26 protein-coding genes are annotated in these 24,006 nt (G+C 72.3%); 18 read left to right on the top strand and 8 right to left on the bottom strand.

The features are described 5' to 3' along the window. The first annotated feature begins 19 nt into the window (after positions 1-19). The 5 genes from VFL99_RS13740 to VFL99_RS13720 all read left to right on the top strand — a co-directional run bounded on the left by VFL99_RS13740 (position 20) and on the right by VFL99_RS13720 (position 3,755). Complete coding sequence (locus VFL99_RS13740; protein WP_325106935.1) at positions 20-487, top strand: DUF4233 domain-containing protein; 468 nt, start codon at positions 20-22, stop codon at positions 485-487. A gap of 9 nt (positions 488-496) precedes the next feature. Further along, positions 497-952 carry a nucleoside-diphosphate kinase gene (ndk, locus tag VFL99_RS13735; protein ID WP_325106934.1) on the top strand — a complete coding sequence of 152 codons (456 nt, stop codon included), beginning with the start codon at positions 497-499 and terminating at the stop codon, positions 950-952. 144 nt (positions 953-1,096) lie between these two features. Next, positions 1,097-1,486 carry a BatC protein gene (locus VFL99_RS13730; protein ID WP_325106933.1) on the top strand — a complete coding sequence of 130 codons (390 nt, stop codon included), beginning with the start codon at positions 1,097-1,099 and terminating at the stop codon, positions 1,484-1,486. Between the two features lie 66 nt (positions 1,487-1,552). Next, positions 1,553-2,752 (top strand): cupin domain-containing protein, encoded by a 1,200-nt coding sequence (locus VFL99_RS13725; protein WP_414713758.1) that lies wholly within the window; start codon positions 1,553-1,555, stop codon positions 2,750-2,752. A gap of 55 nt (positions 2,753-2,807) precedes the next feature. Then, positions 2,808-3,755: a sucrase ferredoxin gene (locus VFL99_RS13720; protein ID WP_325106931.1), complete on the top strand. Its 948-nt coding sequence runs from the start codon at positions 2,808-2,810 to the stop codon at positions 3,753-3,755. A gap of 12 nt (positions 3,756-3,767) precedes the next feature. Here the strand turns inward: VFL99_RS13720 and VFL99_RS13715 are convergent, their stop codons facing one another. Further along, positions 3,768-4,310, bottom strand: a complete 543-nt coding sequence (locus VFL99_RS13715) for a MarR family winged helix-turn-helix transcriptional regulator (protein ID WP_325106930.1) — start codon at positions 4,308-4,310, stop codon at positions 3,768-3,770. Between the two features lie 84 nt (positions 4,311-4,394). On the opposite strand from VFL99_RS13715, the gene VFL99_RS13710 reads away from it, so the two are divergent. The 3 genes from VFL99_RS13710 to VFL99_RS13700 all read left to right on the top strand — a co-directional run bounded on the left by VFL99_RS13710 (position 4,395) and on the right by VFL99_RS13700 (position 8,700). Next, the gene (locus VFL99_RS13710; protein ID WP_325106929.1) at positions 4,395-5,696 is read left to right on the top strand and encodes an MFS transporter; all 1,302 of its coding nucleotides are present in this window, start codon (positions 4,395-4,397) and stop codon (positions 5,694-5,696) included. A gap of 137 nt (positions 5,697-5,833) precedes the next feature. Further along, entirely contained in the window at positions 5,834-6,103 is a 270-nt protein-coding gene (gene rpsO, locus VFL99_RS13705; protein ID WP_325106928.1) for a 30S ribosomal protein S15, read from the top strand. A gap of 128 nt (positions 6,104-6,231) precedes the next feature. Continuing rightward, positions 6,232-8,700 (top strand): polyribonucleotide nucleotidyltransferase, encoded by a 2,469-nt coding sequence (locus VFL99_RS13700; protein ID WP_325106927.1) that lies wholly within the window; start codon positions 6,232-6,234, stop codon positions 8,698-8,700. 171 nt (positions 8,701-8,871) lie between these two features. On the opposite strand, the gene VFL99_RS13695 is transcribed toward VFL99_RS13700, so the two are convergent. Then, a complete protein-coding gene (locus tag VFL99_RS13695) occupies positions 8,872-9,483 on the bottom strand; it encodes a cysteine hydrolase family protein (protein WP_325106926.1) in 612 nt (203 codons plus the stop codon). Next, positions 9,480-10,973: a purine-cytosine permease family protein gene (locus VFL99_RS13690; RefSeq protein WP_325106925.1), complete on the bottom strand. Its 1,494-nt coding sequence runs from the start codon at positions 10,971-10,973 to the stop codon at positions 9,480-9,482. Before VFL99_RS13690 ends, VFL99_RS13695 begins: the two co-directional genes overlap by 4 nt. Before the next feature lie 93 nt (positions 10,974-11,066). On the opposite strand from VFL99_RS13690, the gene VFL99_RS13685 reads away from it, so the two are divergent. Genes VFL99_RS13685 through VFL99_RS13675 form a run of 3 tightly spaced genes read left to right on the top strand, consistent with a single transcriptional unit; the run spans position 11,067 to position 13,664 of the window. Further along, positions 11,067-12,500, top strand: a complete 1,434-nt coding sequence (locus tag VFL99_RS13685) for an MFS transporter (protein WP_325106924.1) — start codon at positions 11,067-11,069, stop codon at positions 12,498-12,500. Continuing rightward, on the top strand, positions 12,493-13,242 hold the full coding sequence (dapB, locus tag VFL99_RS13680; RefSeq protein ID WP_325106923.1) for a 4-hydroxy-tetrahydrodipicolinate reductase: 750 nt from the start codon (positions 12,493-12,495) through the stop codon (positions 13,240-13,242). Before VFL99_RS13685 ends, dapB begins: the two co-directional genes overlap by 8 nt. Before the next feature lie 44 nt (positions 13,243-13,286). Continuing rightward, a complete protein-coding gene (locus tag VFL99_RS13675; protein ID WP_325106922.1) occupies positions 13,287-13,664 on the top strand; it encodes a hypothetical protein in 378 nt (125 codons plus the stop codon). A 25-nt stretch (positions 13,665-13,689) separates the two neighbouring features. On the opposite strand, the gene VFL99_RS13670 is transcribed toward VFL99_RS13675, so the two are convergent. From VFL99_RS13670 to VFL99_RS13660, 3 genes are read right to left on the bottom strand one after another with little or no spacing between them, the layout of a single operon-like run. After that, positions 13,690-14,004: an AzlD domain-containing protein gene (locus VFL99_RS13670; protein ID WP_325106921.1), complete on the bottom strand. Its 315-nt coding sequence runs from the start codon at positions 14,002-14,004 to the stop codon at positions 13,690-13,692. Then, positions 14,001-14,708 carry an AzlC family ABC transporter permease gene (locus VFL99_RS13665; protein WP_414713759.1) on the bottom strand — a complete coding sequence of 236 codons (708 nt, stop codon included), beginning with the start codon at positions 14,706-14,708 and terminating at the stop codon, positions 14,001-14,003. Before VFL99_RS13665 ends, VFL99_RS13670 begins: the two co-directional genes overlap by 4 nt. A gap of 41 nt (positions 14,709-14,749) precedes the next feature. Next, the gene (locus tag VFL99_RS13660; RefSeq protein WP_325106920.1) at positions 14,750-15,310 is read right to left on the bottom strand and encodes a GNAT family N-acetyltransferase; all 561 of its coding nucleotides are present in this window, start codon (positions 15,308-15,310) and stop codon (positions 14,750-14,752) included. 83 nt (positions 15,311-15,393) lie between these two features. On the opposite strand from VFL99_RS13660, the gene paaA reads away from it, so the two are divergent. Genes paaA through paaE form a run of 5 tightly spaced genes read left to right on the top strand, consistent with a single transcriptional unit; the run spans position 15,394 to position 19,202 of the window. Then, the gene (paaA, locus tag VFL99_RS13655) at positions 15,394-16,446 is read left to right on the top strand and encodes a 1,2-phenylacetyl-CoA epoxidase subunit PaaA (RefSeq protein ID WP_325106919.1); all 1,053 of its coding nucleotides are present in this window, start codon (positions 15,394-15,396) and stop codon (positions 16,444-16,446) included. Beyond that, positions 16,443-16,775, top strand: a complete 333-nt coding sequence (gene paaB, locus VFL99_RS13650) for a 1,2-phenylacetyl-CoA epoxidase subunit PaaB (RefSeq protein ID WP_325106918.1) — start codon at positions 16,443-16,445, stop codon at positions 16,773-16,775. Before paaA ends, paaB begins: the two co-directional genes overlap by 4 nt. After that, the gene (gene paaC, locus VFL99_RS13645) at positions 16,772-17,587 is read left to right on the top strand and encodes a 1,2-phenylacetyl-CoA epoxidase subunit PaaC (protein ID WP_325106917.1); all 816 of its coding nucleotides are present in this window, start codon (positions 16,772-16,774) and stop codon (positions 17,585-17,587) included. The genes paaB and paaC overlap by 4 nt, the downstream gene beginning before the upstream one ends. Beyond that, complete coding sequence (gene paaD, locus VFL99_RS13640; protein ID WP_325106916.1) at positions 17,584-18,084, top strand: 1,2-phenylacetyl-CoA epoxidase subunit PaaD; 501 nt, start codon at positions 17,584-17,586, stop codon at positions 18,082-18,084. The genes paaC and paaD overlap by 4 nt, the downstream gene beginning before the upstream one ends. Continuing rightward, positions 18,084-19,202 (top strand): 1,2-phenylacetyl-CoA epoxidase subunit PaaE, encoded by a 1,119-nt coding sequence (paaE, locus tag VFL99_RS13635; protein ID WP_325106915.1) that lies wholly within the window; start codon positions 18,084-18,086, stop codon positions 19,200-19,202. The genes paaD and paaE overlap by 1 nt, the downstream gene beginning before the upstream one ends. A gap of 51 nt (positions 19,203-19,253) precedes the next feature. Here paaE and VFL99_RS13630 read toward each other — a convergent pair whose 3' ends face one another. Then, positions 19,254-20,240: a dihydrofolate reductase gene (locus VFL99_RS13630; protein ID WP_325106914.1), complete on the bottom strand. Its 987-nt coding sequence runs from the start codon at positions 20,238-20,240 to the stop codon at positions 19,254-19,256. A gap of 16 nt (positions 20,241-20,256) precedes the next feature. Then, positions 20,257-21,075, bottom strand: coding sequence for a thymidylate synthase (locus VFL99_RS13625; protein WP_325106913.1), 819 nt, complete (start codon positions 21,073-21,075; stop codon positions 20,257-20,259). Positions 21,076-21,421: 346 nt separating this feature from the next. Between VFL99_RS13625 and dapA the strand changes: the two genes are divergently transcribed. Then, positions 21,422-22,312: a 4-hydroxy-tetrahydrodipicolinate synthase gene (dapA, locus tag VFL99_RS13620; protein ID WP_325106912.1), complete on the top strand. Its 891-nt coding sequence runs from the start codon at positions 21,422-21,424 to the stop codon at positions 22,310-22,312. Then, positions 22,309-23,994, top strand: coding sequence for a ribonuclease J (locus tag VFL99_RS13615; protein ID WP_325106911.1), 1,686 nt, complete (start codon positions 22,309-22,311; stop codon positions 23,992-23,994). Before dapA ends, VFL99_RS13615 begins: the two co-directional genes overlap by 4 nt. The last annotated feature ends 12 nt before the right edge of the window (positions 23,995-24,006 follow it).

The raw sequence follows: 24,006 nt of genomic DNA, 5'->3' as shown, positions 1-24,006 counted from the left end.
CGGATGGGACGATGGTGCGGTGAGGCAGTACGTGTATGCGGTCCCGGAGCGGATGACCCGGCGGTTCGCGGCGGTGGTCATCGGCACCCAGGGGCTGGCCGTGTTCTTCTGGGCGCTCGTGGCGAACCGGCTGGCCGCCGTGCACGGGGAGTCCCAGTCCACGGCGTTGCTCGTCGTCGGCCTGGTGGTGGCCGCGCTGTGCGTGCTCGACGCCGGCCTGCTGCGCCGGCCGTGGGGCCTCACCCTCGGTTGGGTCCTGCAGCTGTGCACCCTCGCCATGAGCGTCATCGTCCCGGCGATGCTGATCGTGGCCATCGTGTTCCTCGCCCTGTGGCTGGCCGCGCTGGTGCAGGGGCACAGGATGGACGACCTGACCGCCGCCTTCCTGGCCCACCAGCAGCAGGAGGGGGGCCAGGCCGAGCCGACCTCGCGCGCGTCCTCGTCGCCCGGGGCGACCTCGCACGAGGAGGACTCGCGCGCCGGATAGGGTCGCCGGGTGAGCGAATCCACAGCCAACACGTCATCCGTCGAGCGGTCCCTGGTCCTCGTCAAGCCGGACGGCTTCCGCCGCGGCCTCACCGGTGAGGTGCTGCGGCGCATCGAGGCCAAGGGCTACACGATCGCCGCGCTGGCCGTGCTGACTCCCGACCGCGAGCGGCTCGCGAAGCACTATGCCGAGCACGAGGGCAAGCCGTTCTACGAGCCGCTGCTCGACTTCATGAGCGGGGGCCGCGTCACCGCCGCCGTCATCGAGGGCGAGCGCTGCATCGAGGGGTTCCGCGCGCTCGCCGGCGCCACCGACCCCACCGCCGCCCTGCCCGGCACCATCCGCGGCGACCTCGGCCGCGACTGGGGTGAGAAGGTGCAGCAGAACATCGTCCACGGCTCCGACTCGCCGGAGTCGGCCGCGCGCGAGATCGCGATCTGGTTCCCCGACGGCGCGCTGAACTGACCCCTTCCGGTCGTCCTTCTCGAGTGGCGACTTCCGTCGATCCGACGTAGACATGGTGCCAGCGGCGGCCCGACCGCTGCGTGGGCGTCCGCTCGTGACACCCAGACCTCTGCAGGCATCCGCCGACGACGTGAAGGAGCTGACATGAGCAACATGAACGACGACCCCACGGCCCAGGGCAGCGAGGGCCCCGCGGACGGTGGCGCCTCCGGGGTGCCGGGGATGAGTGACGGCGGCGCCGACGGTGGCGCGGACGGCGGGCCGGTCGACAGCGGTGCCGGTGGCGCCGGCACGGGCAGCGAGGGCACGGCCGACGGCGGCGCCGCGGGGACGCCCGGGGTGAGCGACGGGGGAGCCGACGGTGGCGCGGACGGCGGACCCGTGGACAGCGGTGCCGGCGGGGGCGGCTCGGCGGACGGGGGACCGGTCGACAGTGGAGCAGGCTCCGAAGGCCCGGCGGATGGTGGTGCTGCCGGTGTGCCGGGCACGAGCGACGGCGGCGCCGACGGTGGTGCCGACAGCTCGGCCCGGTAGATGACGGGGGGCTCAACAACGCTGGGCGTTCGGGATCTTCCCGAGCGCCCAGCGCTGGCTCGGCTGGTGGGCGACGACCTCGAGTCGTTCGCGACGAAGGCGTGGGGGCAGGCGCCGTGGCTTCGCTCCACTGAGCGCGGCGAGGGCGTGGGGGACCTGTCCGACCTGTTCAGCCCCGCGGCAGTGGACGAGCTCGTCTCGACCCGCGGCCTGCGGTCGCCGTTCCTGCGGATGGCCAAGGACGGCACCACGTTGGGGGACACCACGTTCACCTCGGGTGCCGGCGCCGGCGCGACGATCAGCGACCAGGTCAACGAGGACCGGCTGCTGCGACTGTTCGCCGACGGCGCCACCATGGTCCTGCAGGCGCTGCACCGGGTCTGGCCGCCGCTGGTCGACTTCGGCCAGCAGCTCGCCGCCGACCTCGGTCACCCGGTCCAGGTCAACGCCTACGTCACGCCGCCGCAGGCGCGCGGCTTCTCCGACCACTACGACGTGCACGACGTCTTCGTCGTGCAGGTCCAGGGCGAGAAGCGTTGGTACATCCACGAACCCGTCCACCCCGCACCGCTGCGCGACCAGCCGTGGACCGCCCGCCGCGCGGCCGTCGAGCAGTCCGCCGCGACCGATCCGGTGCTCGACGTCGTGCTGCGCCCCGGCGACTGCCTCTACCTGCCCCGCGGCTACCTGCACGCCGCCACCGCCCTCGGCGGGGTCAGCACCCACCTGACCATCGGCGTGCACACCTGGCACCGGCAGCACCTCGCCCAGCAGCTGACCCGTCATGCCCTCGCCCGCCTCGCGGACGACGAGCAGGTGCGGGCCTCCCTGCCGCTCGGTGTCGACGTCGGCGACCCGGACGAGCTCGGTCCGGAGATCGCGTGGGTGCGCGAACGGCTGGTCGAGGCGGTCCGCGCCGTGCCGGACGAGCAGCTGCTCGGTGCCCTCGCGGCCCTGGCCCGCGACCAGCAGCGCCCGGCGCCGTTGGGGCCGCTGGCCCAGCTCGACGCGGCGGCGCGGGTGTCCCAGCAGTCGCGCGTCGCGGCCCGCGCGCACGTCCGCCCCGAGCTCACCACAGGTGCGGACGGCTGCCTCCTCGTGCGCAGCCGGTCCGGCCAGCTCACCGTGGCCGCCGCCCGGCGCGCCGGGCTCGAGCGTGCGCTCGCCGGACCGCCGGTCGCCGTGGCCGAGCTGCTCGACGACCCGGCCGAGGCCGTCGCGCTCGCCCGGGACCTGTTGCGCGCCGGCCTGGTCGTGCCGGCCTGAGCCGCTCGGTGCCCACCCGCCCCGACTGCCCCGACCGTTGAGCGACCGTATGCCGTTGGCCTCACCTCCCTGCTCGGACGCCGCGCGGCTGCGCCACGACGCGATGGCCGGCAGCGCGGCACCGGCCCGCGCCTGGCTGCTCGTCGAGCACCACGGGCCCTGGCTCATCGACGCGTTCGGCGGCTCCGGCATCCACGAGGGGATCCAGCACCACCTGCAGCGTTCCGCCGCGGCCGTCGGCGCGCGCATCCTGTTGATCCGCCGGCCGGGACGGCAGGAGCGCCGGGGCACCCGGGCATGGGCGGTGGTGCACGGACCCACCTCGGCCCACCCCGGGACGCAGGTGTGGGGGCGGTGGCGCCACGAGGACGACCTGCTCGGTGCGGCACCGGCACTCGGCGAGGTTCGGCATACCGGCGCGGGGGCGGGGCGCTGCACCGAGGCGACCGAGGCGGCCGAGGCGACGGCGGACGCGGAGCACGACCCGCTGTTCCTGGTCTGCGCGCACGGGCGCCACGACGTGTGCTGTGCGGTCCGGGGCCGGCCGGTGGCCGCCGCCGTGCAGGCGCGCTGGCCGGAGCAGACCTGGGAGTGCTCGCACGTGGGCGGCTGCCGGTTCGCCGGCAACCTGGTGGTGCTGCCGGACGGGGTCTACTACGGCGGCCTCGACGGCGAGGACGCGGTGGAGGTCCTCGAGGGGCACCTCGCCGGGCGCAGCCCGGCCGGGCACCTGCGGGGGACGAGCAGTGAGGCGCCGGTCGCGCAGGCGGCGGTCGCCGAGGTGCTGCGCCGTCGTCCCGGCGCGGCCGGGGCGGTCTCCAGCAGCGGTGTGGAACGCCTCGGTCCAGCGGCGTGGCGGGTCCGCGTGCGCGACGCCGCTGAGGTCCTGGACGTGGAGCTGGAGCAGCGCGCGGCCCCGCCGGAGCTGCTGACCTGCCGGGCCCCGCGGCCCGCCGCCCCCCGCGAGTTCGTCGTCACGGGGGTGCGGGTCATCGGTCGGTGAGGTGCTCCCGGCTCAGGACTCCTCCTCCGCCTCGGCCTCCTCGAGGCCGGTGATGACGATCTCGAGCAGGTTGGCCAGCTCCTCGCGCTGACCCTGGGAGAGGGGCGCGAGGACGTCGGACTCCACGAGGTTCGCCTCGCGGACGGCCTGGGTGAACAGCTGCCACCCCTCCTCGGTCAGCGAGATGAGCACCCGGGTGCGGTTGTCGGGGTCGGTGGTGCGCGAGATGAGGCCGCGCTCGCTCATCCGGTCCAACCGGTGGGTCATCGACGACGGCGCGATGTTCGTGGCGTCCGCGAGCTGGGTGGGGGTCACCTGCTCGCCCTCCTCGCAGGTGGCCAGGCGCGACAGCACCGTCCACTCGCCCTGGGAGAGCTCGAGCTCGCTGAGCTGCCGGGCATACCACTGACCGAGCCGGCGCTGCACGCCGCTGACCGCGGTGATCACCCGCTGGACCGACTCGTCGCCGCCCGCCTGGACGTACGCCGCGACGTCGGACTTGTAGCGCTGGTGGGCGGATCGGCCGCGTCTGCCGGATCCCTGTCGTGACGTCATACCGTCCATTCTCCCATGCTATTATTTCGAGGTCGAAGCGTTCGGCTTCTAACTATCCCGATTCGAACCTCGTATGGAGGCGTGGTGAAGCGTGCCCACCTGCTCGTCGTCGCAGCAACCGTCAGCACCGTCGGTTGGGGCACGGTGCTGCCGTACCAGTACGCGTACGCAGCCGACACCCGCGGCTGGGGCGGTCTGGTCGCCGCGTCCGCGTCGAGCCTCTTCTCGATCGGTGCCCTGGTCGCCGCTCCCCTGAGCGGTCGCCTGGCCGACCGCCACTCGCCGGTGCGGGTCGCCGTCCTCACCCGGCTCGCGGCGGTGCTGGTCGCGCTGTCGCTCATCGTGGCCGGCACCCCTCTCACGTTCCTGGCCGGCATGCTCGCACTCGGACTCGCCGTGACGGCCGGCACCCCCGCCCAGCAGGTGCTCGTCCTGCGCTGGGTGGAGGCCGACCAGCGGCGCCGGGTGTTCGCGCTGATGTTCAGCGGCCAGGCGCTCGGCATGGCGATCGGTGCCTTCGCCGCCGGTCACCTCGTCGACCTGCGCCGCACCGACGGCATGACGTCGGCCTTCCTCGTGGCGGCACTGGGCTTCCTGCTCGCCGCCGCCTTCCTGGTCGCCGCGGGCTGGCACGCTCCGCGGGCCGAGCAGGTCAGCGACCTCGAGCCCGTCGAGGAGGGCGTCGGCACGATGGAGATCGTCCGGCTCATCCTCGCCAGTCCGGCGCTGCGGTGGACGGCGCTCATCACGGTGACGCTCGCCCTCGGGTTCTACGCGCAGTTCGAGTCCGGCCTGCCGGCCTACGCGATCACCGTGCTCGGCACGCCCGCGCAGACGGTGGGCACCGCGGCGGCGGTCAACTGCGTGGTGATCATCGTCCTGCAGATGCTCGTCGTGCGGTTCACCGCGAAGCGGTCGGCGCCGAGCCTGCTGGTCGTGGTCGGCTCCATCTGGGTCTTCTCCTGGGTCCTGCTCGCCTCGGCCTCGCAGCTGCCCGGCGACGCGTCGCTGGTCTTCATCGCGGTCTACGGGATCTTCGGGATCGGGGAGACGATGTACGCCCCCGTGCTCAACCCGCTCACCGCGAGCCTCGCGCCGGCGGGGATGGTCGGCACGACCCTCGGCTTCTTCGCCGCCCTGCAGACCGGCGTGTCGGCGGCCGGGCCGCTGCTCGCCGGCCTCGCCCTGGGTGCGGGGCAGGCGGGGCTGTTCGTGGTCGCCCACCTGCTCATCAGCGCCGTCGCGGTGTATGCCGCGTGGCGGCTGCGTGCCCTGCTGCGCCGCCCGCAGGCGGCCGGCGGCGCGGTCCCGGCGGCCGTGGGGGACGCCAGCGGTGCCAGCGCTGCCGACGCCGAGCGGCAGGCCGAGGTGGCGCTCGCCTCCTGAGCGCCGGCTCACCGATTAGGGGCGTCGCGCGCCGCGCTGGTAGCCTTGACAAGCCGTATGCCGGCCGCGGATTCAGAGTGCCCTGGTGGATGTGCCCAGGCGCGCCGCGCAACCACACAGTGAAGGATTGGTGCCGCATGCCCCTGACCGCCGAGGTCAAGAAGCAGATCATGACCGACTACGCCACCAAGGACGGCGACACCGGTTCTCCCGAGGTGCAGGTCGCGCTGCTCACGCAGCGGATCAAGGACCTCACCGAGCACGCCCGTGAGCACCCGCACGACCACCACAGCCGCCGTGGGCTGCTGCTGCTGGTCGGCCAGCGCAAGCGGATGCTCCGCTACCTCGAGGCGACCGACATCGAGCGCTACCGCTCGCTGATCAAGCGCCTCGGACTGCGCCGATAACACTCTTGCTGCTGGATGGGGCGGCCCCTTCGCTGAAGGAGCCGCCCCATTCGTGCAAGGAGTGTGGACCACAGCGGTGCACAACGACGATGTGCCGCTGCCGAGATTGAGAGAACAGGAGGACCCACATGGAGGGTCCAGACATCACCTTCGCCGAGGCCAAGATCGACAACGGGGCGTTCGGCACGCGGACGGTCCGCTTCGAGACCGGCCGCCTCGCTCGTCAGGCCGGTGGCGCCGTCGCGGCCTACCTGGACGACGAGACCATGCTGCTGTCGACGACGACCGCCGGTCGCACGCCGAAGGAGCAGTTCGACTTCTTCCCGCTGACCGTCGACGTCGAGGAGCGGATGTACGCCGCGGGCAAGATCCCCGGCTCGTTCTTCCGTCGTGAGGGTCGCCCCTCGACCGACGCGATCCTGACCTGCCGGCTGATCGACCGGCCGCTGCGCCCGACCTTCACCAAGGGGCTGCGCAACGAGGTGCAGGTCGTCATCACCGTGATGGCGCTCAAGCCGGAGCACCAGTACGACGTGCTGGCCATCAACGCCGCCTCCGCGTCCACCCAGATCTCCGGCCTGCCGTTCAGCGGCCCGGTCGGTGGCGTGCGGGTCTCGCTCATCGACGGCCAGTGGGTCGCCTTCCCCGACTTCACCGACGTCGAGCGCTCGACCTTCGACATGGTCGTCGCCGGCCGGATCGTCTCCGGTGAGAACGGCGAGGACGATGTGGCGATCATGATGGTCGAGGCGGAGTCCACCGAGGCCACCTGGGACCTGGTCAAGAACCAGGGCAAGCAGGCGCCGACCGAGGAGGTCGTGGCCGAGGGCCTCGAGGCCGCCAAGAAGTTCATCGCGGTGCTGTGCCGGGCCCAGCAGGAGCTGGCCGACAAGGCCGCGAAGGAGGTCGAGGAGTTCCCGCTCTTCCTGGACTACCAGGACGACGCCTACCAGGCCGTGGAGCAGGCCGTCTCCGCCGAGGCGGCGCAGGCCCTCACCATCGCCGGCAAGGCCGAGCGCGAGGACCGGCTCGACGAGATCAAGGCCGAGCTCAAGGAGCGGCTCGCCGGGACCGCGGAGCAGCCGGGCGAGTTCGCCGGCCGCGAGAAGGAGCTGTCGGCCGCGTTCCGCGCCGTGCAGAAGAAGCTGGTCCGCCAGCGGATCCTGCGCGAGAAAGTGCGCATCGACGGCCGCGGGCTGGCCGACATACGGGCGCTCTCGGCCGAGGTCGAGGTGCTCCCGCGGGTGCACGGCTCGGCGCTGTTCGAGCGCGGCGAGACCCAGATCCTGGGTGTCACCACGCTCAACATGCTGCGCATGGAGCAGCAGCTCGACACCCTCTCCCCGGTGACGCGCAAGCGCTACATGCACAACTACAACTTCCCGCCCTACAGCACCGGTGAGACCGGCCGCGTGGGCTCGCCGAAGCGCCGCGAGATCGGTCACGGCGCGCTCGCCGAGCGGGCGCTGGTGCCGGTGCTGCCGACCCGCGAGGAGTTCCCCTACGCGATCCGGCAGGTCTCCGAGGCGATCAGCTCCAACGGCTCCACGTCGATGGGCTCGGTCTGCGCCTCGACCCTGGCGCTGCTCAACGCCGGTGTGCCGCTGCGCGCGCCGGTCGCGGGGATCGCGATGGGCCTGGTGTCCGACGTCATCGACACTGCGGACGGGTCCAGGACTGAATATGCCGCGATGACCGACATCCTCGGCGCCGAGGACGCCTTCGGCGACATGGACTTCAAGGTCGCCGGCACCAAGGAGTTCGTCACCGCCATCCAGCTCGACACCAAGCTCGACGGCATCCCCGCCTCCGTGCTCGCGGCTGCGCTGACCCAGGCCCGCGAGGCCCGGCTGCACATCCTCGACGTGATGCACGAGGCGATCGACGGCCCGGACGAGATGAGCCCCTACGCCCCGCGCGTGATCAGCGTGCAGGTGCCGGTCGACAAGATCGGTGAGGTCATCGGCCCGAAGGGCAAGATGATCAACCAGATCCAGGACGACACGGGCGCGGACATCTCGATCGAGGACGACGGCACCGTCTACATCGGCGCCACCGACGGCCCCTCGGCCGAGGCGGCTCGCGCCGCGATCAACGCCATCGCGAACCCGCAGATGCCCGAGGTCGGCGAGCGCTTCCTCGGCACCGTGGTCAAGACGACGACCTTCGGGGCGTTCGTCTCGCTGCTGCCGGGCAAGGACGGCCTGCTGCACATCTCCGAGATCCGCAAGCTCGTGGGCGGCAAGCGCATCGACTCGGTCGACGACGTCGTCAAGATCGGGCAGAAGATCCAGGTCGAGCTCAAGGAGATCGACCAGCGCGGCAAGCTCTCGCTGGCTGCGGTCCTGCCCGAGAGCGAGAACGGCGACGGTGAGGGCGGCTCCGACCACGGTGCTGCGGCACCGGACTCGGCGTCCTCCGGCCCCGACGCCGACACGGACCACGAGTCCGGCCGCAACCGCAACCGCAACCGGCGTCGCCGGGGCGGCCGCGGTCGCGGTGGCAACGGCAGCGACTCGGACCGGCCCGCGGTGAGCTCGGAGTCCGGGGAGCCGGAGCACGCTGCTCCCGCCACCTCCGCCGACGCCGCGGACTGACCTCGTCGACTGACGTCGTGAGCGACTGACGCGCGAGAGCGCACCACCACGGCCCGGCACACCTCCTCGCAGGTGTGCCGGGCCGTGGCGCTGTCCGGGCCAGGTGAGATGGCGGTCCGGTCGGTCGGGTGGTCGGGGCAACCGGGTGGCGGCGGGGCGGCGGTATGCCGGTCAGCCGGCTCCCGCGGTCACCTCACCACGCAGGCCCTGCAGCACCTCGTCGGTCGTGGCGAGGTCGACCAACGGGGCGTAGAGCGCCATCACCTCGAGCGCCTTGTCGTGGTTGGCGTCGTCCGAGCCGGCGCAGGCGTCCGTCACCACGGTGACCTGCGCCCCCGCGTCCACGGCCGGCAGCACCGTCGAGAGCACGCAGCAGTCCGTGGACACGCCGCACACCACGAGCTCCGGGGTCGGGCCGACGAGCTGCTCGAGGGCAGGTCCCCACTTGCCGAACGTGGTCGCCGAGACGGTGTGGACCGCGAGCGGGGCCACCTCGTCGGTCAGCTCGTAGAGGTCGGCCTCGGGCGGCTGCAGGGCGAAGGGGAACTCCTCGTAGTAGGGCACCCACGCGCCCGCCGGCTCCGCCGGTGCGACGAATCGCGTGAAGACGCACCGCTGGCCGAACGCAACGGCCAGCCGAGCGGCGTTCTCGGCCGCCTCGTCGTAGTGCGGCGCGCACCAGGGGCTGGCGGGGTCACCGAAGACGCGCTGGAAGTCGACGGCCACCAACCAGCGCGCGTCCGGCCCGGACGCCTGCCCGGCCACGGCGCCGACGGGGGTCACACCTGCTCCGGTGAGCTCACGGCATACGACTGCTCCTGGCGGCGCACGGTGCCGCGGCGCAGCAGCCAGGTGAGCACGAACGACAGGGCGAGCGAGACGAGCACGCCGAGGTTCGCGTACGCCCACGGGCCGGCCTTGCCGCCGAGACCGAGCGGGCCGAGCAGGTAGCCCTGCCAGTTGTTCCAGGACGCGTCCTCGGCGAAGGTGTTGATCACCAGGCCCCAGCCGATGAGCGAGGCGACCACCATCGTCCCGATCGCGGTCCAGTCGACCGCGCCGTAGCGGCCGGCGGAGTCGAACAGCGCGTCGTCGTCGTAGTCGTGCCGACGCAGGGCGATGTCGGCCATCATCACGCCGGCCCAGGCCGCGAGCGGCACCCCGAGGGTGATGAGGAACGACTGGAACGGGTTGAGGAAGTTGTCCGCGAAGAACACGACGTAGACGGTGCCGATCGTGAGGATCACCCCGTCGATCAACGCGGCCGAGGGACGCGGGATCCGCACGCCGAGGGACAGCAGGGTCAGCCCGGAGGAGTAGATGCCCAGGACGGCTCCGCTGACGAGCGCGAGGACGCTGGCCACGAGGAAGGGCACCAGGAACCACGTCGGCAGGATGGTGGCGAGGGTGCCGATCGGGTCGGCGGCGATGCCGTCGCTGAGCTTCTTCGACGAGCCGGCGAGGGCGATGCCGTACACGACCAGCAGGACGGGGGCGATGGCGCCGCCGAAGGTGTTCCAGAACACGACGGCCGGCCCGGAGGCGTCACGGCGCTGGTAGCGCGACCAGTCCGCGGCAATGTTGATCCAGCCGAGGCCGAAGCCGGTCATCACCATGACGAGCGCGCCGATCACCTGCTGGGTCGAGCCGGACGGCAGCGCGGTGACGGTGCCGAGGTCGATGTCCTTGAGCGTCATGGCGACGTAGACGACCGTGACGATGCCGGTCACCCAGGTCAGCACCGACTGCAGCTTCATGATCAGGTGGTAGCCGGCGACCGAGGCCAGCACGATGAGGGCCGCCACGACGACGCACGCGCCGATCTTGGTCGTGGTGCCGCCGCCCCAGCCCAGCTCCGAGAACACCGTGGCGGTGGCGAGCGTCGCGAGGATCGCGAGGAAGGTCTCCCAGCCGATCGAGGTGAGCCAGGAGACGACGCCGGGCAGCTTCTGGCCCTGCACGCCGAACGCCGCCCGGGACAGGATCATCGTCGGGGCCGAGCCCCGCTTGCCGGCGATCGCGATGATGCCGCAGGCGAGGAAGCTCAGGACGATGCCGACGACGGCGACGATGATCGCCTGGCCGAAGGAGATCCCGAAACCGAGGATGAACGAGCCGTAGCTGATGCCGAAGACCGAGACGTTGGCGGCGAACCAGGGCCAGAACAGGTCGGCCGGGCGGGCCGTGCGGTCCTGTTCGTCGATGATCTCGATGCCCGTGGTCTCGACGCCGAGGCGCTTGGTCTCACCCGCGGTGCGGGTCGTGGTGCTCATGGTGCTGAGCCTGCCACCCGGCCGGTCCGGCTGACCAGCGGCTTGGTGCGCGCCCGCGGCGCGCTGCCCGGCCGGGCGCGTAGCGTTCCGTCCATGTCCGGTGCACCGGAGTCGAGTGGCGGGCCCGGCGAGCTCAGCTACCGCTCGGCGCAGGGCCGCTGGGTGCTCGCCGCGACGGTGCTCGGCTCGGCGATGGCTCTGCTCGACAGCACGGTCGTCAACGTCGCGCTGCGCCAGATCGGCCGCCACCTCGACGCGGGCCTCGCGCAGCTGCAGTGGATCACCAACGGTTACCTGCTCTCCCTCGCCTCGCTGATCCTCGTCGGCGGTTCGCTGGGTGACCGACTCGGCCGGCGGCGGGTGTTCACCGTCGGGGTGATCTGGTTCGCGATCGCCTCGGCCCTGTGCGCCGTCGCGCTCACCCCGGTCCAGCTCATCGTCGCCCGCGTGCTCCAAGGGGTCGGCGCGGCGCTGCTGACCCCGGGGAGCCTGGCGCTGATCCAGAGCTCCTTCCAGCCGGCCGACCGGGGCCGGACGATCGGCGCGTGGGCCGGGCTCGGCGGGATCGCCACGGCCATCGGCCCGCTCGTCGGCGGCTGGCTGGTGCAGACGGCGAGCTGGCGGTGGGTGTTCCTGCTGAACCTCCCGCTCGCCGCCGTCACCGTCGTGGTCACCCAGCGCTACGTCCCCGAGAGCCGGGACACCGGCCTGCGCCGGCGCTACGACCCGCTGGGTGCCGGGCTGGCGGTGGTCGCCCTGGCCGGGATCACCTTCGCTCTCATCGAGATGGGCACGCTGGCGCCGCTTCCGGTGGTCGTCGTCGGAGCACTCGGGGCCGCCGCGGCGGCCGGCTTCATCACGTGGGAGCGGGGCAACCGCAACGCCATGGTGCCCATGGACCTGTTCACCGTGCGGCAGTTCAGCGCCGCCAACGGCATGACGCTGCTGGTGTATGCCGCGCTCGGCGCGGTGCTCTTCTTCCTCGTGCTGCAGCTGCAGACCGGCTCCGGCTGGTCGCCCCTGGAGGCGGGCCTGGCCACCGTGCCGATCACCGTGCTGATGCTCCTGTTCTCCTCCCGCGGCGGCCAGCTCGCCTCCCGGATCGGGCCCCGGCTGCCGATGGCGCTGGGGCCCCTCGTGTGCGCGGTCGGCACCGCGCTGCTCACCGGCGTGGGCGAGGGCGCGAACTACTGGCGCGACGTGTTTCCCGGCGTCGTGGTCTTCGGCCTCGGCCTGGTGCTGCTCGTGGCGCCGCTGACCTCGACCGTGCTCGCCGCGGCACCGGACCAGCACGCCGGCGTCGCCAGCGGCGTCAACAACGCCGTCGCCCGGGCCGGCAGCCTGCTCGCCGTGTCGGCGCTGCCCGCCGCCGTCGGGCTCAGCGGCGACGACTACCAGCGACCGGAGGTGTTCAGCGCCGGCTACGACCGGGCCATGTGGGTCTGCGCCGGGCTGCTCGTCCTCGGCGGACTCGTCGCCGGTGCCCTGATCCGCAACCGCGCCAACTACCCTGTGGGCCGTGACTGACCAGGTGAAGGTGGCCGTGATCGGGGCCCGGGGACGGATGGGTTCGCAGGCGTGCGCCGCCGTCGAGGAGGCCGAGGACCTCGAGCTGGTCGGTCGCTTCGGCCACGGTGACGGGCTCGGCGACCTCGGCGGCGCCGACGTCGCGGTCGAGCTCACCGTCCCGGCGTCCTCGCCGGCCAACGTCACCCACTGCGTGGAGCAGGGCGTCCACGTCGTCGTCGGCACGACCGGCTGGGACGACCCGAAGACCGAGGAGCTGCGCGCCCTGCTCGGTCGCCACCCCTCGGTCGGCGTCCTCATCGCCCCGAACTTCGCCATCGGGGCCCTGCTGATGATGTCCTTCGCCCGGCAGGCCGCGCGCTTCTACGAGTCGGTCGAGGTGGTCGAGCTGCACCACCCACAGAAGGTCGACGCGCCCTCGGGCACCGCGGCCCGCACCGCCCGCCTGCTCGCCGGGGCCCGCCGCGAGGCGGGGTTGGGGGAGCCGCCCGACGCGACCACCGACGACCCGGGAGGGGCCCGTGGGGCGCGCGTGGACGGCATACCGGTGCATGCGCTGCGGCTGCGCGGTCGGGTGGCGCACCAGGAGGTGCTGTTCGGCGGCACGGGGGAGGCGCTGACGATCCGGCACGACTCCTTCGACCGGGTCAGCTTCATGCCCGGTGTCCTGACCGGGGTTCGGCAGGTGGCCGACCACCCGGGGCTGACGGTGGGGCTCGAGCACTACCTCGGGCTCGCGTGAGCGGGGCCGTGGGACAGGGCGAGAGCAGCAGGGATCGCGGCACGGTGAAGCACGCCTCGCGGGAAGCGGTCACCGCGGTGGTCACGCTGGTGATCCTCGTGTTCTACAGCGCCACCATCGGGTGGCGCGGCGTGCTGCTGATCGCCGACGGCCGGTGGCAGGCGGTGCTGCTGGGCATCGGCGTGGTGCTCATCCCGATCGTCGTCTGCCTCGCCGTGTGGCGGCTCATCGTCTTCGCCCGGGACGGGGAGCGGATGATGCAGCGGATGCGCTCGGGGGCCGAGCCGGAGGCGCGGGACGAGGAGTGGCGGCAGTACCTCGTGGAGGCCGAGTGGCACCGGCTGCAGCGGGACCGCAGCGGTGAGCAGGCGGCCTACCGGCAGGCCGTGCGCGCCTGGCGTCGTTCCCGGCACGCGTCGTAGGGCCGCCCGCCCGAGGCGCCGGCAGTCAGGACATCCCGAGGGCCCGCAGCGCGGCGGCCGTGACCGCGGCCAGGACGACGACCACGAGGAAAGGGGCCCGCAGCAGCAGGGCGACCGCGGCGACCCCGAGCGCCGCGGCCCGGGCGTCCAGGACGAACCCTCCGCCGCTGCTCGTGAAGCCCTGCACCGCGACGAGTGCCGCGAGGAGCGCCACCGGGAGCAGCGCGGTCACCCGGGTGACCCGTTCGCCCTCGAGCCACTGGTGCGGCACCACGTAGCCGAGGTACTTCAGGCCGTAGGCGATCACGCTCGCCGCGAGCACGGTCACCCAGAGCGTCATCGCCGGCCGCCCTTCGCCCGCGGCCACAGCCCCACCACGACGGCGGCCAGCGCTGCCACGAGGACCGGCACTCCAGCCGGCGCGTGCGGGGCGACCAGCAGCGCCACCAGTGCGGCCGAGACGCCGACCGCCTGCGCCTCGCGGGCCTTCAGTCGTGGCCAGAGCAGCGCGAGGAAGGCCGCTGCGGCGGCCGCGTCCAGCCCCCACCGCTTCGGGTCGCCGAGCAGGTCGCCGATCACCCCGCCGACGAGCGTCATCAGGTTCCACAGCACGAAGACGGACAGGCCGGTGAGCCAGAAGCCCAGCCGGCTCTCCCTGCGCTGCTCCTGCCCGATCGCGACCGCGGTCGACTCGTCGATCGTGACCTGGGCGGCGGCCGCGCGCCGCCACCCGCGCACGTCGAGCAGCCGCGAGACCTGCAGGCCGTAGAGGCCGTTGCGGACGCCCAGCAGGGAGGAGGTCAGGACCGCTGCCACCCCGGTGCCGCCGGCGGCGACCACACCGACCAGGGCGAACTGCGAGCCGCCGCTGAACAGCAGCAGCGACAGCGCCATCGTCTGCCAGAGGCTGAGCCCCGCGGCGACCGACAGCGCGCCGAAGCTCACGCCGTAGGCGCCCGTGGCCACCCCGACGGACAGGGCCTGCCGGATGACCAGCCGCCTGCGGTCCACGGGCTCCGGCACCGGAGCCCGGCGGGTCGCCACGTCCGCGCTGCCCACGTCCGGGCTGTCCACGGCGGACCCGCTCACCAGGTCAGGTACGCCCGCAGGCGCACCTCGCGCACCGTGCCGCCCTCCGGGTCCACGACCCGGTCGCGGAAGGCACCGTCCGGGCTCAGCCCGGCCTCCTGCAGGAAGGCCCGCGTGCCCTCGTCCTGGGCGAGCGTCCACACCACCAGCTGCTCGGTGCCGAGCTCGCGCAGCGTGTCCGCCGCGGCGTTGACCAGGCGGGAGCCGTGCCCCTGCCGGCGGGCGTCCGGGCGCACGCCGATCGCGATGATCTCGCCGGTGTGCTCCTCGGCGTCCTGGTCCGTGCTCGGTGCGACCGCCACGAAGCCCACGACGACCGGGCCCGCGCACGCCACCAGCAGGCGGTGCCGCGGCGAGGGCGGTTGCTGCAGCGAGGAGCGCCACGCCCGCGCGAACGCCGGCCCGGTGAACTGCTCCACCACCTCCGCGGGCAGCACCTCGTGGTATGCCGACCGCCACACCTGCGCTTGCACCTCACCGACCGCGGGCACGTCCGAGTCGCGCGCGGAGCGCACGCTGGTATCGGCGACGGGGGCGGGGGAAGGGGACTCGCTCACCCCCGCATCCTCTCAACTCCCGGTGATGTGACACTCAGGCGACAGGATTGCGCCAAGGTGTAACAAATCGGCATACTGGAGGCATGTACGGCAACGACTTCATCGACCCCGACGAGCCGCTCAACGCGGCCGAGACCGGCGACGTCGAGCGGGCAGCGGCCAGCAACCACTCAGCCGACCGGCGCGATGAGGTCGGGTCGAACTTCGATGCGCTGATCGCCGCGGACCAGCGCATCGAGCCGCGCGACGACATGCCGGAGGCCTACCGCAAGACGCTGATCCGGCAGATCGCCCAGCACGCGCACTCCGAGATCATCGGCATGCAGCCGGAGGGCAACTGGATCACCCGCGCGCCCTCGCTGCGCCGCAAGGCGATCCTCATGGCCAAGGTGCAGGACGAGGCCGGGCACGGGCTCTACCTCTACAGCGCGGCCGAGACCCTCGGCGTGGACCGGGCCGAGCTGCTCGACAAGCTGCACACCGGCCAGCAGAAGTACTCCTCGATCTTCAACTACCCGACGCTGACGTGGGCCGACGCCGGCGCGATCGGCTGGCTCGTCGACGGCGCTGCGATCATGAACCAGGTGCCGCTGTGCCGCTGTTCCTACGGGCCGTACGCCCGGGCGATGATCCGGGTCTGCAAGGAGGAGTCGTTCCACCAGCGGCAGGGCTTCGAGATCCTCTGGACGCTCACCCGGGGCACCGAGGAGCAGAAGGCCATGGCGCAGGACGCCGCCAACCGCTGGTGGTGGCCGTCGCTGATGATGTTCGGCCCGCCGGACACCGGTGAGGCGGCCAGCTCCGGGGGCCACACGGAACAGTCGATGGCCTGGGGAATCAAGCGGTTCAGCAACGACGACCTGCGCCAGAAGTTCATCGACATGACCGTGCCGCAGGCGATCAAGCTCGGGTTGACCCTGCCCGACCCGGACCTGCGCTGGAACGAGGAGCGCGGCCACTGGGACTTCGGCGAGATCGACTGGGACGAGCTCTGGCGCGTCATCAAGGGCGACGGCCCCTGCAACACCGAGCGCCTCGCGTGGCGCCGCGGCGCCCACGAGGAGGGCGCGTGGGTGCGTGCGGCGGCCAACGCCTACGCCGAGAAGCAGCTCGCGAAGGAGACCGCGGCCGCATGAGTGAGGTCAAGAAGGACACCGCCGGCACGAGCACCGGCGGCAAGCAGGAGCGCAGCTGGCCGCTGTGGGAGGTCTTCGTCCGCAACAAGCGCGGACTCTCGCACGTGCACGTCGGCTCGCTGCACGCCCCGGACGCCACCATGGCGCTGCGCAACGCCCGTGACCTCTACACCCGGCGGCAGGAGGGCGTCTCCCTGTGGGTGGTGAAGTCGGTCGACATCACCGCCAGCAGCCCCGACGAGCGCGACTCCTTCTTCGACCCGGCCGGCGACAAGGTCTTCCGGCACCCGACGTTCTATGACGTGCCCGAGGACGTGGAGTACCTATGAGCACGACCGACCCGCACGACTACGCCCACGCGGTGGTCGCCGCGCCCCGCCCCACGCTCGACACCTCCCCGGCGAGCTACCTGCTCGGGCTGGCCGACGACGCTCTCGTCTACGCGCAGCGGCTGGGGGAGTGGATCAGCCGGGCGCCGCAGATCGAGGAGGACATGGCGCTGGGCAACATCGGGCTCGACCTGCTCGGCCAGGCGCGCGGCCTCTACCCACGCGTGGGCGAGCTCGACGGCACCGGCCGCAGCGAGGACGACTACGCCTACTTCCGGGACGAGCGCGAGTTCCGCAACGTCCACCTCGTCGAGCAGGAGCGCGGCGACTTCGGCGACGAGATGGCCCGCCTGCTCTGGTTCTCCTCCTACCAGCGGCAGCTGTATGCCGAGCTCGTCACCTCCCGTGACGAGACGCTGGCCGGCGTGGCGGCCAAGGCGCTCAAGGAGGTCGACTACCACCGCGACCACGCGACCCAGTGGGTGCTGCGCCTCGGCGACGGCACGGCCGAGTCGCACGAACGGATGCAGGCAGCGCTCGCGCGCGTGGCGGCATACGTCCCCGAGCTGTTCGACGACGATGCGACCAGCGTCGCGGCGGCCGAGGCGGGGATCGGGGTGCTGCCGTCGTCCCTGGAGGAGACGGTGGTCGGCTACGTGCGGGGCGTCGTCGAGCAGGCGACGCTGGAGGTGCCCGAGGTGGGCCGGTGGCGCTCGCGGGACGGCCGCAAGGGCGTCCACTCCCGGGCGATGGGCTACCTGCTCGCCGAGCTGCAGCACCTGGCGCGTTCCCACCCGGGGGCGACGTGGTGACGGCGACGGTCGCGCGGACTGGGTCGGTCGCCGAGGCGATCGCGCGGATCCCGGACCCGGAGGTTCCCGTCATCACGATCGAGGACCTGGGGATCCTGCGCTACTGCGAGGTCGACGAGGTCGCCCGGGCGGTGCGCGTCGTGATCACCCCGACCTACTCGGGGTGCCCGGCCATGGAGGTGATCCGCGGACGCATCGAGCACGAGGCGGCGCGAGCCGGCTACACCGCCACCGTGGAGACCCGGCTCAGCCCCGCGTGGACGACCGACTGGATGTCCGAGGCGGGCCGGGACCGGTTGCGCGAGTTCGGGATCGCGCCGCCGACGACGCGGCCGGGCGGGCCGGTCCCGGTGGGGCTCTCGGTGCGGCGGGTGACCTGCCCGTTGTGCGGCTCGACCGAGACCGAGGAGATCGCCCGGTTCGGGTCGACCGCCTGCAAGGCGCTGCGCCGATGCCTGGCCTGCAGGGAACCGTTCGACGAGTTCAAGGCGGTCTGATGCCGACGATCGTGAAGAAGAAGCGCCACCGCGCGCAGTTCCACCCGCTGACCGTCTCGGACGTGCAACGCCTCACCGACACCGCGGTCGCGGTGTCGTTCACTGTGCCCGACGAGCTCGCCGACGAGTTCGCGTTCGAGCCGGGGCAGCACCTCACCCTGCGCGCCGAGATCGAGGGGGAGGACGTGCGGCGGTCCTACTCGATCTGCCTGCCGCGCTCGGAAGCCTTGTCGCACAAGCAGCTTCGCGTGGCCACGGCGCGGGTCAACGGTGGCCTGATGTCGAACTGGCTGGGCGAGAAGGTCCAGGTCGGCGACGAGATCCAGGTGATGACGCCGCTCGGCGGCTTCACCTGCCCGACCCAGCCGCAGCGGGCCCGCCACCATGTCGCCATCGCCGCCGGTTCCGGCATCACCCCCGTGATGTCGCTGCTGACGACGGCGCTGGAGGAGGAGCCGAACTCGCAGGCGACCCTCATCTTCGGCAACCGCCGCACCGACTCGATCATGTTCCTCGAGGAGCTCGAGGGGCTGAAGAACCGCTACCCCGGCCGGTTCCACCTCATCCACGTGCTGTCGCGCGAGGTGCAGGACGTCGAGCTGTTCACCGGGCGCATCGACCGGCAAAAACTCGACAGGCTGTTCCGCAGCTTGGTGCCGGTCGACCAGGTGGACGAGTGGTATCTGTGCGGGCCGTTCGGCATGGTCGAGACGGCCCGGGAGCTGCTCGCCGAGCGAGGAGTTGCGAGCGCGCACGTCCACCACGAGGTCTTCCACGTCGACGAGCTCGGCGCCACGGTGCAGCCCTCGCCCGTCGAGACCGAGCCGGGTGCGCCGCCCGAGGCCGTGGTGACCGTCGACCTGGACGGGCGCACCACGGTGATCGAGATGCCCTCCAAGGCCGAGACGATCCTCGCCGCCACGCTGCGCGAGCGCCCGGACGCGCCGTTCAGCTGCACCGGTGGCGTCTGTGGCACCTGCCGGGCCCGGGTCGTCGAGGGTGAGGTCCGGATGGACCGCAACTACGCCCTCGAGCCGGACGAGGTCGCGGCCGGCATCGTGCTCGCCTGCCAGTCGCACCCGGTCACCGACACGGTCAAGCTCGACTACGACGCCTGATCACTGCCGACCGGCCGCGCACCGCACGGTCCGGTCGGTTGGACGGGGCGGTCAGCGGCGTTCGTAGGTGACGAACGCGAACCCGTCGCGGGGCTCGCGGGTGACCTCGCGCCACACGGCCGGGTCGACGAGCGGGAAGTAGACCTCGGCATGCGGCTCGACGTCCACGTGCGTGAGCACCAGCCGGTGCGCCCACGGCATCGCCTGCGCGTAGATCTCGCCGCCCCCCACGACGAAAACCTCCTCGTCGCCGGCGACCAGGAGCGCCTCGGCCAGGCTGTTCACGACGGTCGCCCCCGGCGCCTCCCACTCCCGCTGCCGCGTCACGACGACGGTGTGCCGACCCGGCAGCGGGCGGCCGATGCTCTCCCAGGTGCGCCGCCCCATGATCATCGTCCCGCCGAGCGTGGTGCGCTTGAAGTGGGCGAGGTCCTCGGGCAGGTGCCACGGCATCCCACCGCCGACGCCGATGGCACGGTTCCGGCCCAGGGCAGCCACGAGCGTGATCCGTTGCGCGAACCCCCGCGTCAGCAGCCGGGGGACGGACCCGGCGGCCAGCGCCTCGAGCACCATCCGCTCGTGCGGCACGACCCGATCGGGCAGCTCGCCCAGGGGGAACCACCGCAGCGCCCGGCACTTGTCCGGCTCGCGCACCACCGGCTCACCGGACCAGGCGCGGCACGTGAAGAACAGGTCCAGCCGCTCCTCGACCGGCGCGTGGCTGGCGACCGTCCGGTGCAGGGTGGTGAGCGGCTCGAGGTCGGCCGGCGCCACCTCGATGCCCAGCTCCTCGACCGCCTCCCGGGCAGCCGCGGCCAGCGCGGACTCGCCGCGCTCGACGTGGCCGGCCGCGGCGGCGGCCCACCACCCCTCCATGTAGCCGGTCCGACCGCGCAGCTGCAGCAGCACCTCGTCCCCGTGCGGATCGCCGCGTCGGAGGAACAGGTAGGCGGCCGGCACCACCCGGAACCGCTCGGCCGCCGGCGCCAAGGCGCCCGCGGCGGCGGGGGAGGCGGGCAGGGAGGGGCGGGTCGTCATACCGGAAAGTGTGGTCTCAGACCGCGATCGGGGCCTTGATCCACGGCTGCGGGTGGTAGTCGAGCAGCTCGACATCCTCCGGCTCGAAGGAGTCGATCGTGTGGCGCTCGGGGTTGAGCCGCAGCGTCGGCAACGGCCCCGGCTCACGGGAGAGCTGCAGGTCGGCCTGCTCGAGGTGGTTGAGGTAGAGGTGCACGTCGCCGAAGGTGTGCACGAACTCGCCCACGTCGAGGTCACACACCTGGGCGACCATGTGGGTGAGCAGCGCGTAGGAGGCGATGTTGAACGGCACGCCGAGGAAGATGTCGGCGCTGCGCTGGTAGAGCTGGCAGGACAGCCGCCGTCGGCCGTCACCGGACGCACCGGCAGGACCCACATAGAACTGGAACATCGTGTGGCACGGTGGCAGGGCCATGTCGTCGACCTCGGCGACGTTCCACGCCGAGACGAGGTGCCGGCGCGAGTCGGGCTTGGTGCGGATCGACTCGATGACGCGCGCGATCTGGTCGATCGTCCCGCCGTCCGGGGCAGGCCAGGACCGCCACTGGCTGCCGTAGACCGGCCCGAGTTCGCCCTGCTCGTCGGCCCACTCGTCCCAGATGTGCACCCCGCGCTCCTGCAGCCAGCGCACGTTGGTGGAGCCGCGCAGGAACCAGATGAGCTCCACGACGACCGACTTCATCTGCAGCTTCTTGGTGGTCACGGCCGGGAACCCTGCCGACAGGTCGAACCGCAGCTGGTGCCCGAAGATGCTCCGCGTCCCGGTGCCGGTGCGGTCGGTCTTCTCGGTGCCGTGGTCGCGCACGAGGCGGAGGAGGTCGAGGTACTGCTGCACAGGGCGAACCTACCGTGCGGCCCCGTCAGGGCCGGACGCGCGCCAGCCGCGCCGGACGCGCGCCGCCCCCGCGCCTGCCGCGATCCTGCCGTCCGCGCGCCACCGGGGACGAGGTGTGATCCAGATCACAAAACGTGGCCGTAACGGTTTCAACTACCCCACGATGTAGTCAGCGATCGCGTCGCTACCCGGACCCCCGAGCGGGTAGCGACGCGATCGTCGTTTGCGCCTCACCCCGGAGCCTGCTGTCAGGGCCCAGCGCCCGTCCGCACCGGTGTGCCGAGTGCTCGACCGGGTGCCGAACGCCTCCGCCGGGAGACCCGGTGGGGGAGATACCGTGGAGGCCATGCCGAGCGCCCCCCACTTGGGCCGTGTCCTCACGGCCATGGTCACGCCGATGCGTCCCGACGGCGCCCTCGACCTCGACGCCGCCCAGCGTCTCGCCACCCACCTCGCCGACCACGGCCACGACGGCGTCGTGGTCAACGGCACGACCGGGGAGTCCCCGACCACCACGGACGAGGAGAACTACGACCTCGTGCAAGCCGTGGTCGAGGCGGTCGGCGACCGGCTCACCGTCGTCGCCGGCGTCGGCACGAACGACACCGCGCACTCGGTGCGGGCCGCCCAGGAGATGGTCAAGCGCGGCGCGCGCGGCGCCCTGGTGGTCACGCCGTACTACAACAAGCCCACCCAGGACGGTGTCCTCGCGCACTTCCGCGCCGTCGCCGACGCCATCGACGTGCCAGTGATGCTCTACGACATCCCCGGCCGCACCGGCACGGCCATCGCCACCGAGACCCTGCTGCGGGCCGCCGAGCACCCGCGGATCGTGGCAGTCAAGGACGCCAAGGGCGACCTCTTCGCCGCCAGCGAGGTCATGGCGCAGACCGACCTGCAGTGGTACTCCGGGGACGACCCGCTCAACCTCGCCCACCTGGCCCAGGGCGCCGTCGGGGTGGTCAGCGTGGTCGGCCACGTCGCCGGCCCGCAGTATGCCGAGATGGTCGCCTGCGTCGACCGCGGCGACCTGGCGCGAGCGCGGGAGATCCACCGCCAGCTGCTTCCCGCCGTGCGGGCCATGATGATGACCTCGCAGGGCGCGATCATGGCCAAGGCGGCCATGGTCGAGCTGGGTGTCATCCCCTCGGCGCACCTGCGCCTGCCCTACCTCGAAGCCACCCCGGCGATGCGCGAGATCCTGCGCGCCGGGCTCAACAAGTCAGGACTGATGTGAGCCATCCCCACCCCGAGCTCACCGCACCACCCGCGCTGCCGGACGGCGGCGTCCGCGTCGTCGCCCTCGGCGGCCTGGGCGAGGTCGGTCGCAACATGACCGTCATCGAGCACGCCGGCCGGCTGCTCGTCGTGGACTGCGGTGTGCTGTTTCCCGAGGACCACCACCCCGGCGTCGACCTGATCCTGCCGGACTTCGAGTACATCGAGGACCGGCTCGACGACGTCGAGGCGATCGTGCTCACCCACGGCCACGAGGACCACATCGGGGCCGTCCCGTTCCTGCTCCGGCTCAAGCCCGACATCCCGCTGATCGGCTCGCAGCTGACGCTTGCCCTGGTCGAGGCCAAGCTCAAGGAGCACAAGATCACCCCCTATACGCTCGGCGTGAAGGAGGGGCAGACCGAGCGGCTCGGCGTCTTCAGCTGCGAGTTCATCGCCGTCAACCACTCCATCCCCGACGCGCTCGCCGTCGCGATCCGCACCCCCGGCGGCACGCTGCTGCACACCGGCGACTTCAAGATGGACCAGCTCCCGCTGGACCGGCGGATCACCGACCTGCGCGCGTTCGCCCGACTGGGCGAGGAGGGCGTCGACCTCTTCCTCACCGACTCCACCAATGCCGAGGTGCCCGGCTTCACCACGCCGGAGCGCCGGATCACCCCGGCCATCGAGCGGGTCTTCCACAAGGCCGAGCGCCGCATCATCGTGGCCTGCTTCTCCTCCCACGTGCACCGCGTGCAGCAGGTGCTCGACGCCGCCGCCGAGTCCGGCCGCAAGGTCGCGCTGGTCGGCCGCTCGATGGTCCGCAACATGACCATCGCCGCGGACCTCGGCTACCTCCACGTCCCCGACGGGGTGCTCGTCGACGTCGGCAAGCTGAACAACCTGCCCGACCACCAGGTCGTCCTCATCTGCACCGGGTCCCAGGGCGAGCCGATGGCGGCGCTGTCGCGAATGGCCAACCGGGACCACAAGATCGAGGTCGGCGTGGGCGACACCGTGCTGCTCGCCTCCTCGCTCATCCCCGGCAACGAGAACGCCGTCTACCGCGTCATCAACGGCCTGATGCGCCTCGGCGCGCACGTGGTGCACAAGGGCAACGCCTTGGTGCACGTGTCCGGCCACGCCAGCGCCGGCGAGCTGCTCTACTGCTACAACATCGTGCGGCCGCGCAACGTGATGCCGGTGCACGGGGAGTGGCGCCACCTCGTGGCCAACGGCCAGCTCGCCGAGGCCACCGGGGTGGCCAAGGACCGCGTGGTGCTCGCCGAGGACGGGGTGGTCGTGGACCTCGTCGACGGGGTCGCCCGGATCGTCGGCGCCGTCGACTGCGGCTACATCTACGTCGACGGGTCCTCGGTCGGCGCCGCCGACGAGACGCTGCTCAAGGACCGCCGGATCCTGCGGGACGAGGGCTTCGTCACGATCATCGTCGTGCGCGACGCGGCCACCGGGAAGGTGGCGGCCGGCCCCGAGATCCAGACCCGCGGGTTCGCCGAGGACGAGGACGTCTTCGACCGGGTCCGGCCCCGGCTCGACGAGGCGCTGGCGGACGCGGCGGCCAACGGGGTCACCGACTCCTACCAGCTGCAGCAGATCATCCGCCGCACCGTCGGCAGCTTCGTCGGGGGCAAGCTGCGCCGGCGTCCGATGATCATCCCGATCGTCATCGACGCCTGACGAGCCGACGCC

Source organism: Segeticoccus sp. (genome assembly GCF_035708005.1).
The sequence above is the reverse complement of the archived record's forward strand: the minus strand, read 5'-3'. Positions and strand labels throughout refer to the sequence as shown.

What these genes read in the sequence shown, in the direction of transcription:
- VFL99_RS13730 (WP_325106933.1), top strand. Translation starts at nt 1,097, where the DNA reads ATGAGCAACATGAACGACGACCCCACGGCCCAGGGCAGCGAGGGCCCC.
- VFL99_RS13715 (WP_325106930.1), bottom strand. Translation starts at nt 4,310, where the DNA reads ATGACGTCACGACAGGGATCCGGCAGACGCGGCCGATCCGCCCACCAG.
- rpsO (WP_325106928.1), top strand. Translation starts at nt 5,834, where the DNA reads ATGCCCCTGACCGCCGAGGTCAAGAAGCAGATCATGACCGACTACGCC.
- VFL99_RS13700 (WP_325106927.1), top strand. Translation starts at nt 6,232, where the DNA reads ATGGAGGGTCCAGACATCACCTTCGCCGAGGCCAAGATCGACAACGGG.
- VFL99_RS13690 (WP_325106925.1), bottom strand. Translation starts at nt 10,973, where the DNA reads ATGAGCACCACGACCCGCACCGCGGGTGAGACCAAGCGCCTCGGCGTC.
- VFL99_RS13685 (WP_325106924.1), top strand. Translation starts at nt 11,067, where the DNA reads ATGTCCGGTGCACCGGAGTCGAGTGGCGGGCCCGGCGAGCTCAGCTAC.
- VFL99_RS13670 (WP_325106921.1), bottom strand. Translation starts at nt 14,004, where the DNA reads ATGACGCTCTGGGTGACCGTGCTCGCGGCGAGCGTGATCGCCTACGGC.
- paaA (WP_325106919.1), top strand. Translation starts at nt 15,394, where the DNA reads ATGTACGGCAACGACTTCATCGACCCCGACGAGCCGCTCAACGCGGCC.
- paaB (WP_325106918.1), top strand. Translation starts at nt 16,443, where the DNA reads ATGAGTGAGGTCAAGAAGGACACCGCCGGCACGAGCACCGGCGGCAAG.
- paaC (WP_325106917.1), top strand. Translation starts at nt 16,772, where the DNA reads ATGAGCACGACCGACCCGCACGACTACGCCCACGCGGTGGTCGCCGCG.
- paaE (WP_325106915.1), top strand. Translation starts at nt 18,084, where the DNA reads ATGCCGACGATCGTGAAGAAGAAGCGCCACCGCGCGCAGTTCCACCCG.
- VFL99_RS13630 (WP_325106914.1), bottom strand. Translation starts at nt 20,240, where the DNA reads ATGACGACCCGCCCCTCCCTGCCCGCCTCCCCCGCCGCCGCGGGCGCC.
- dapA (WP_325106912.1), top strand. Translation starts at nt 21,422, where the DNA reads ATGCCGAGCGCCCCCCACTTGGGCCGTGTCCTCACGGCCATGGTCACG.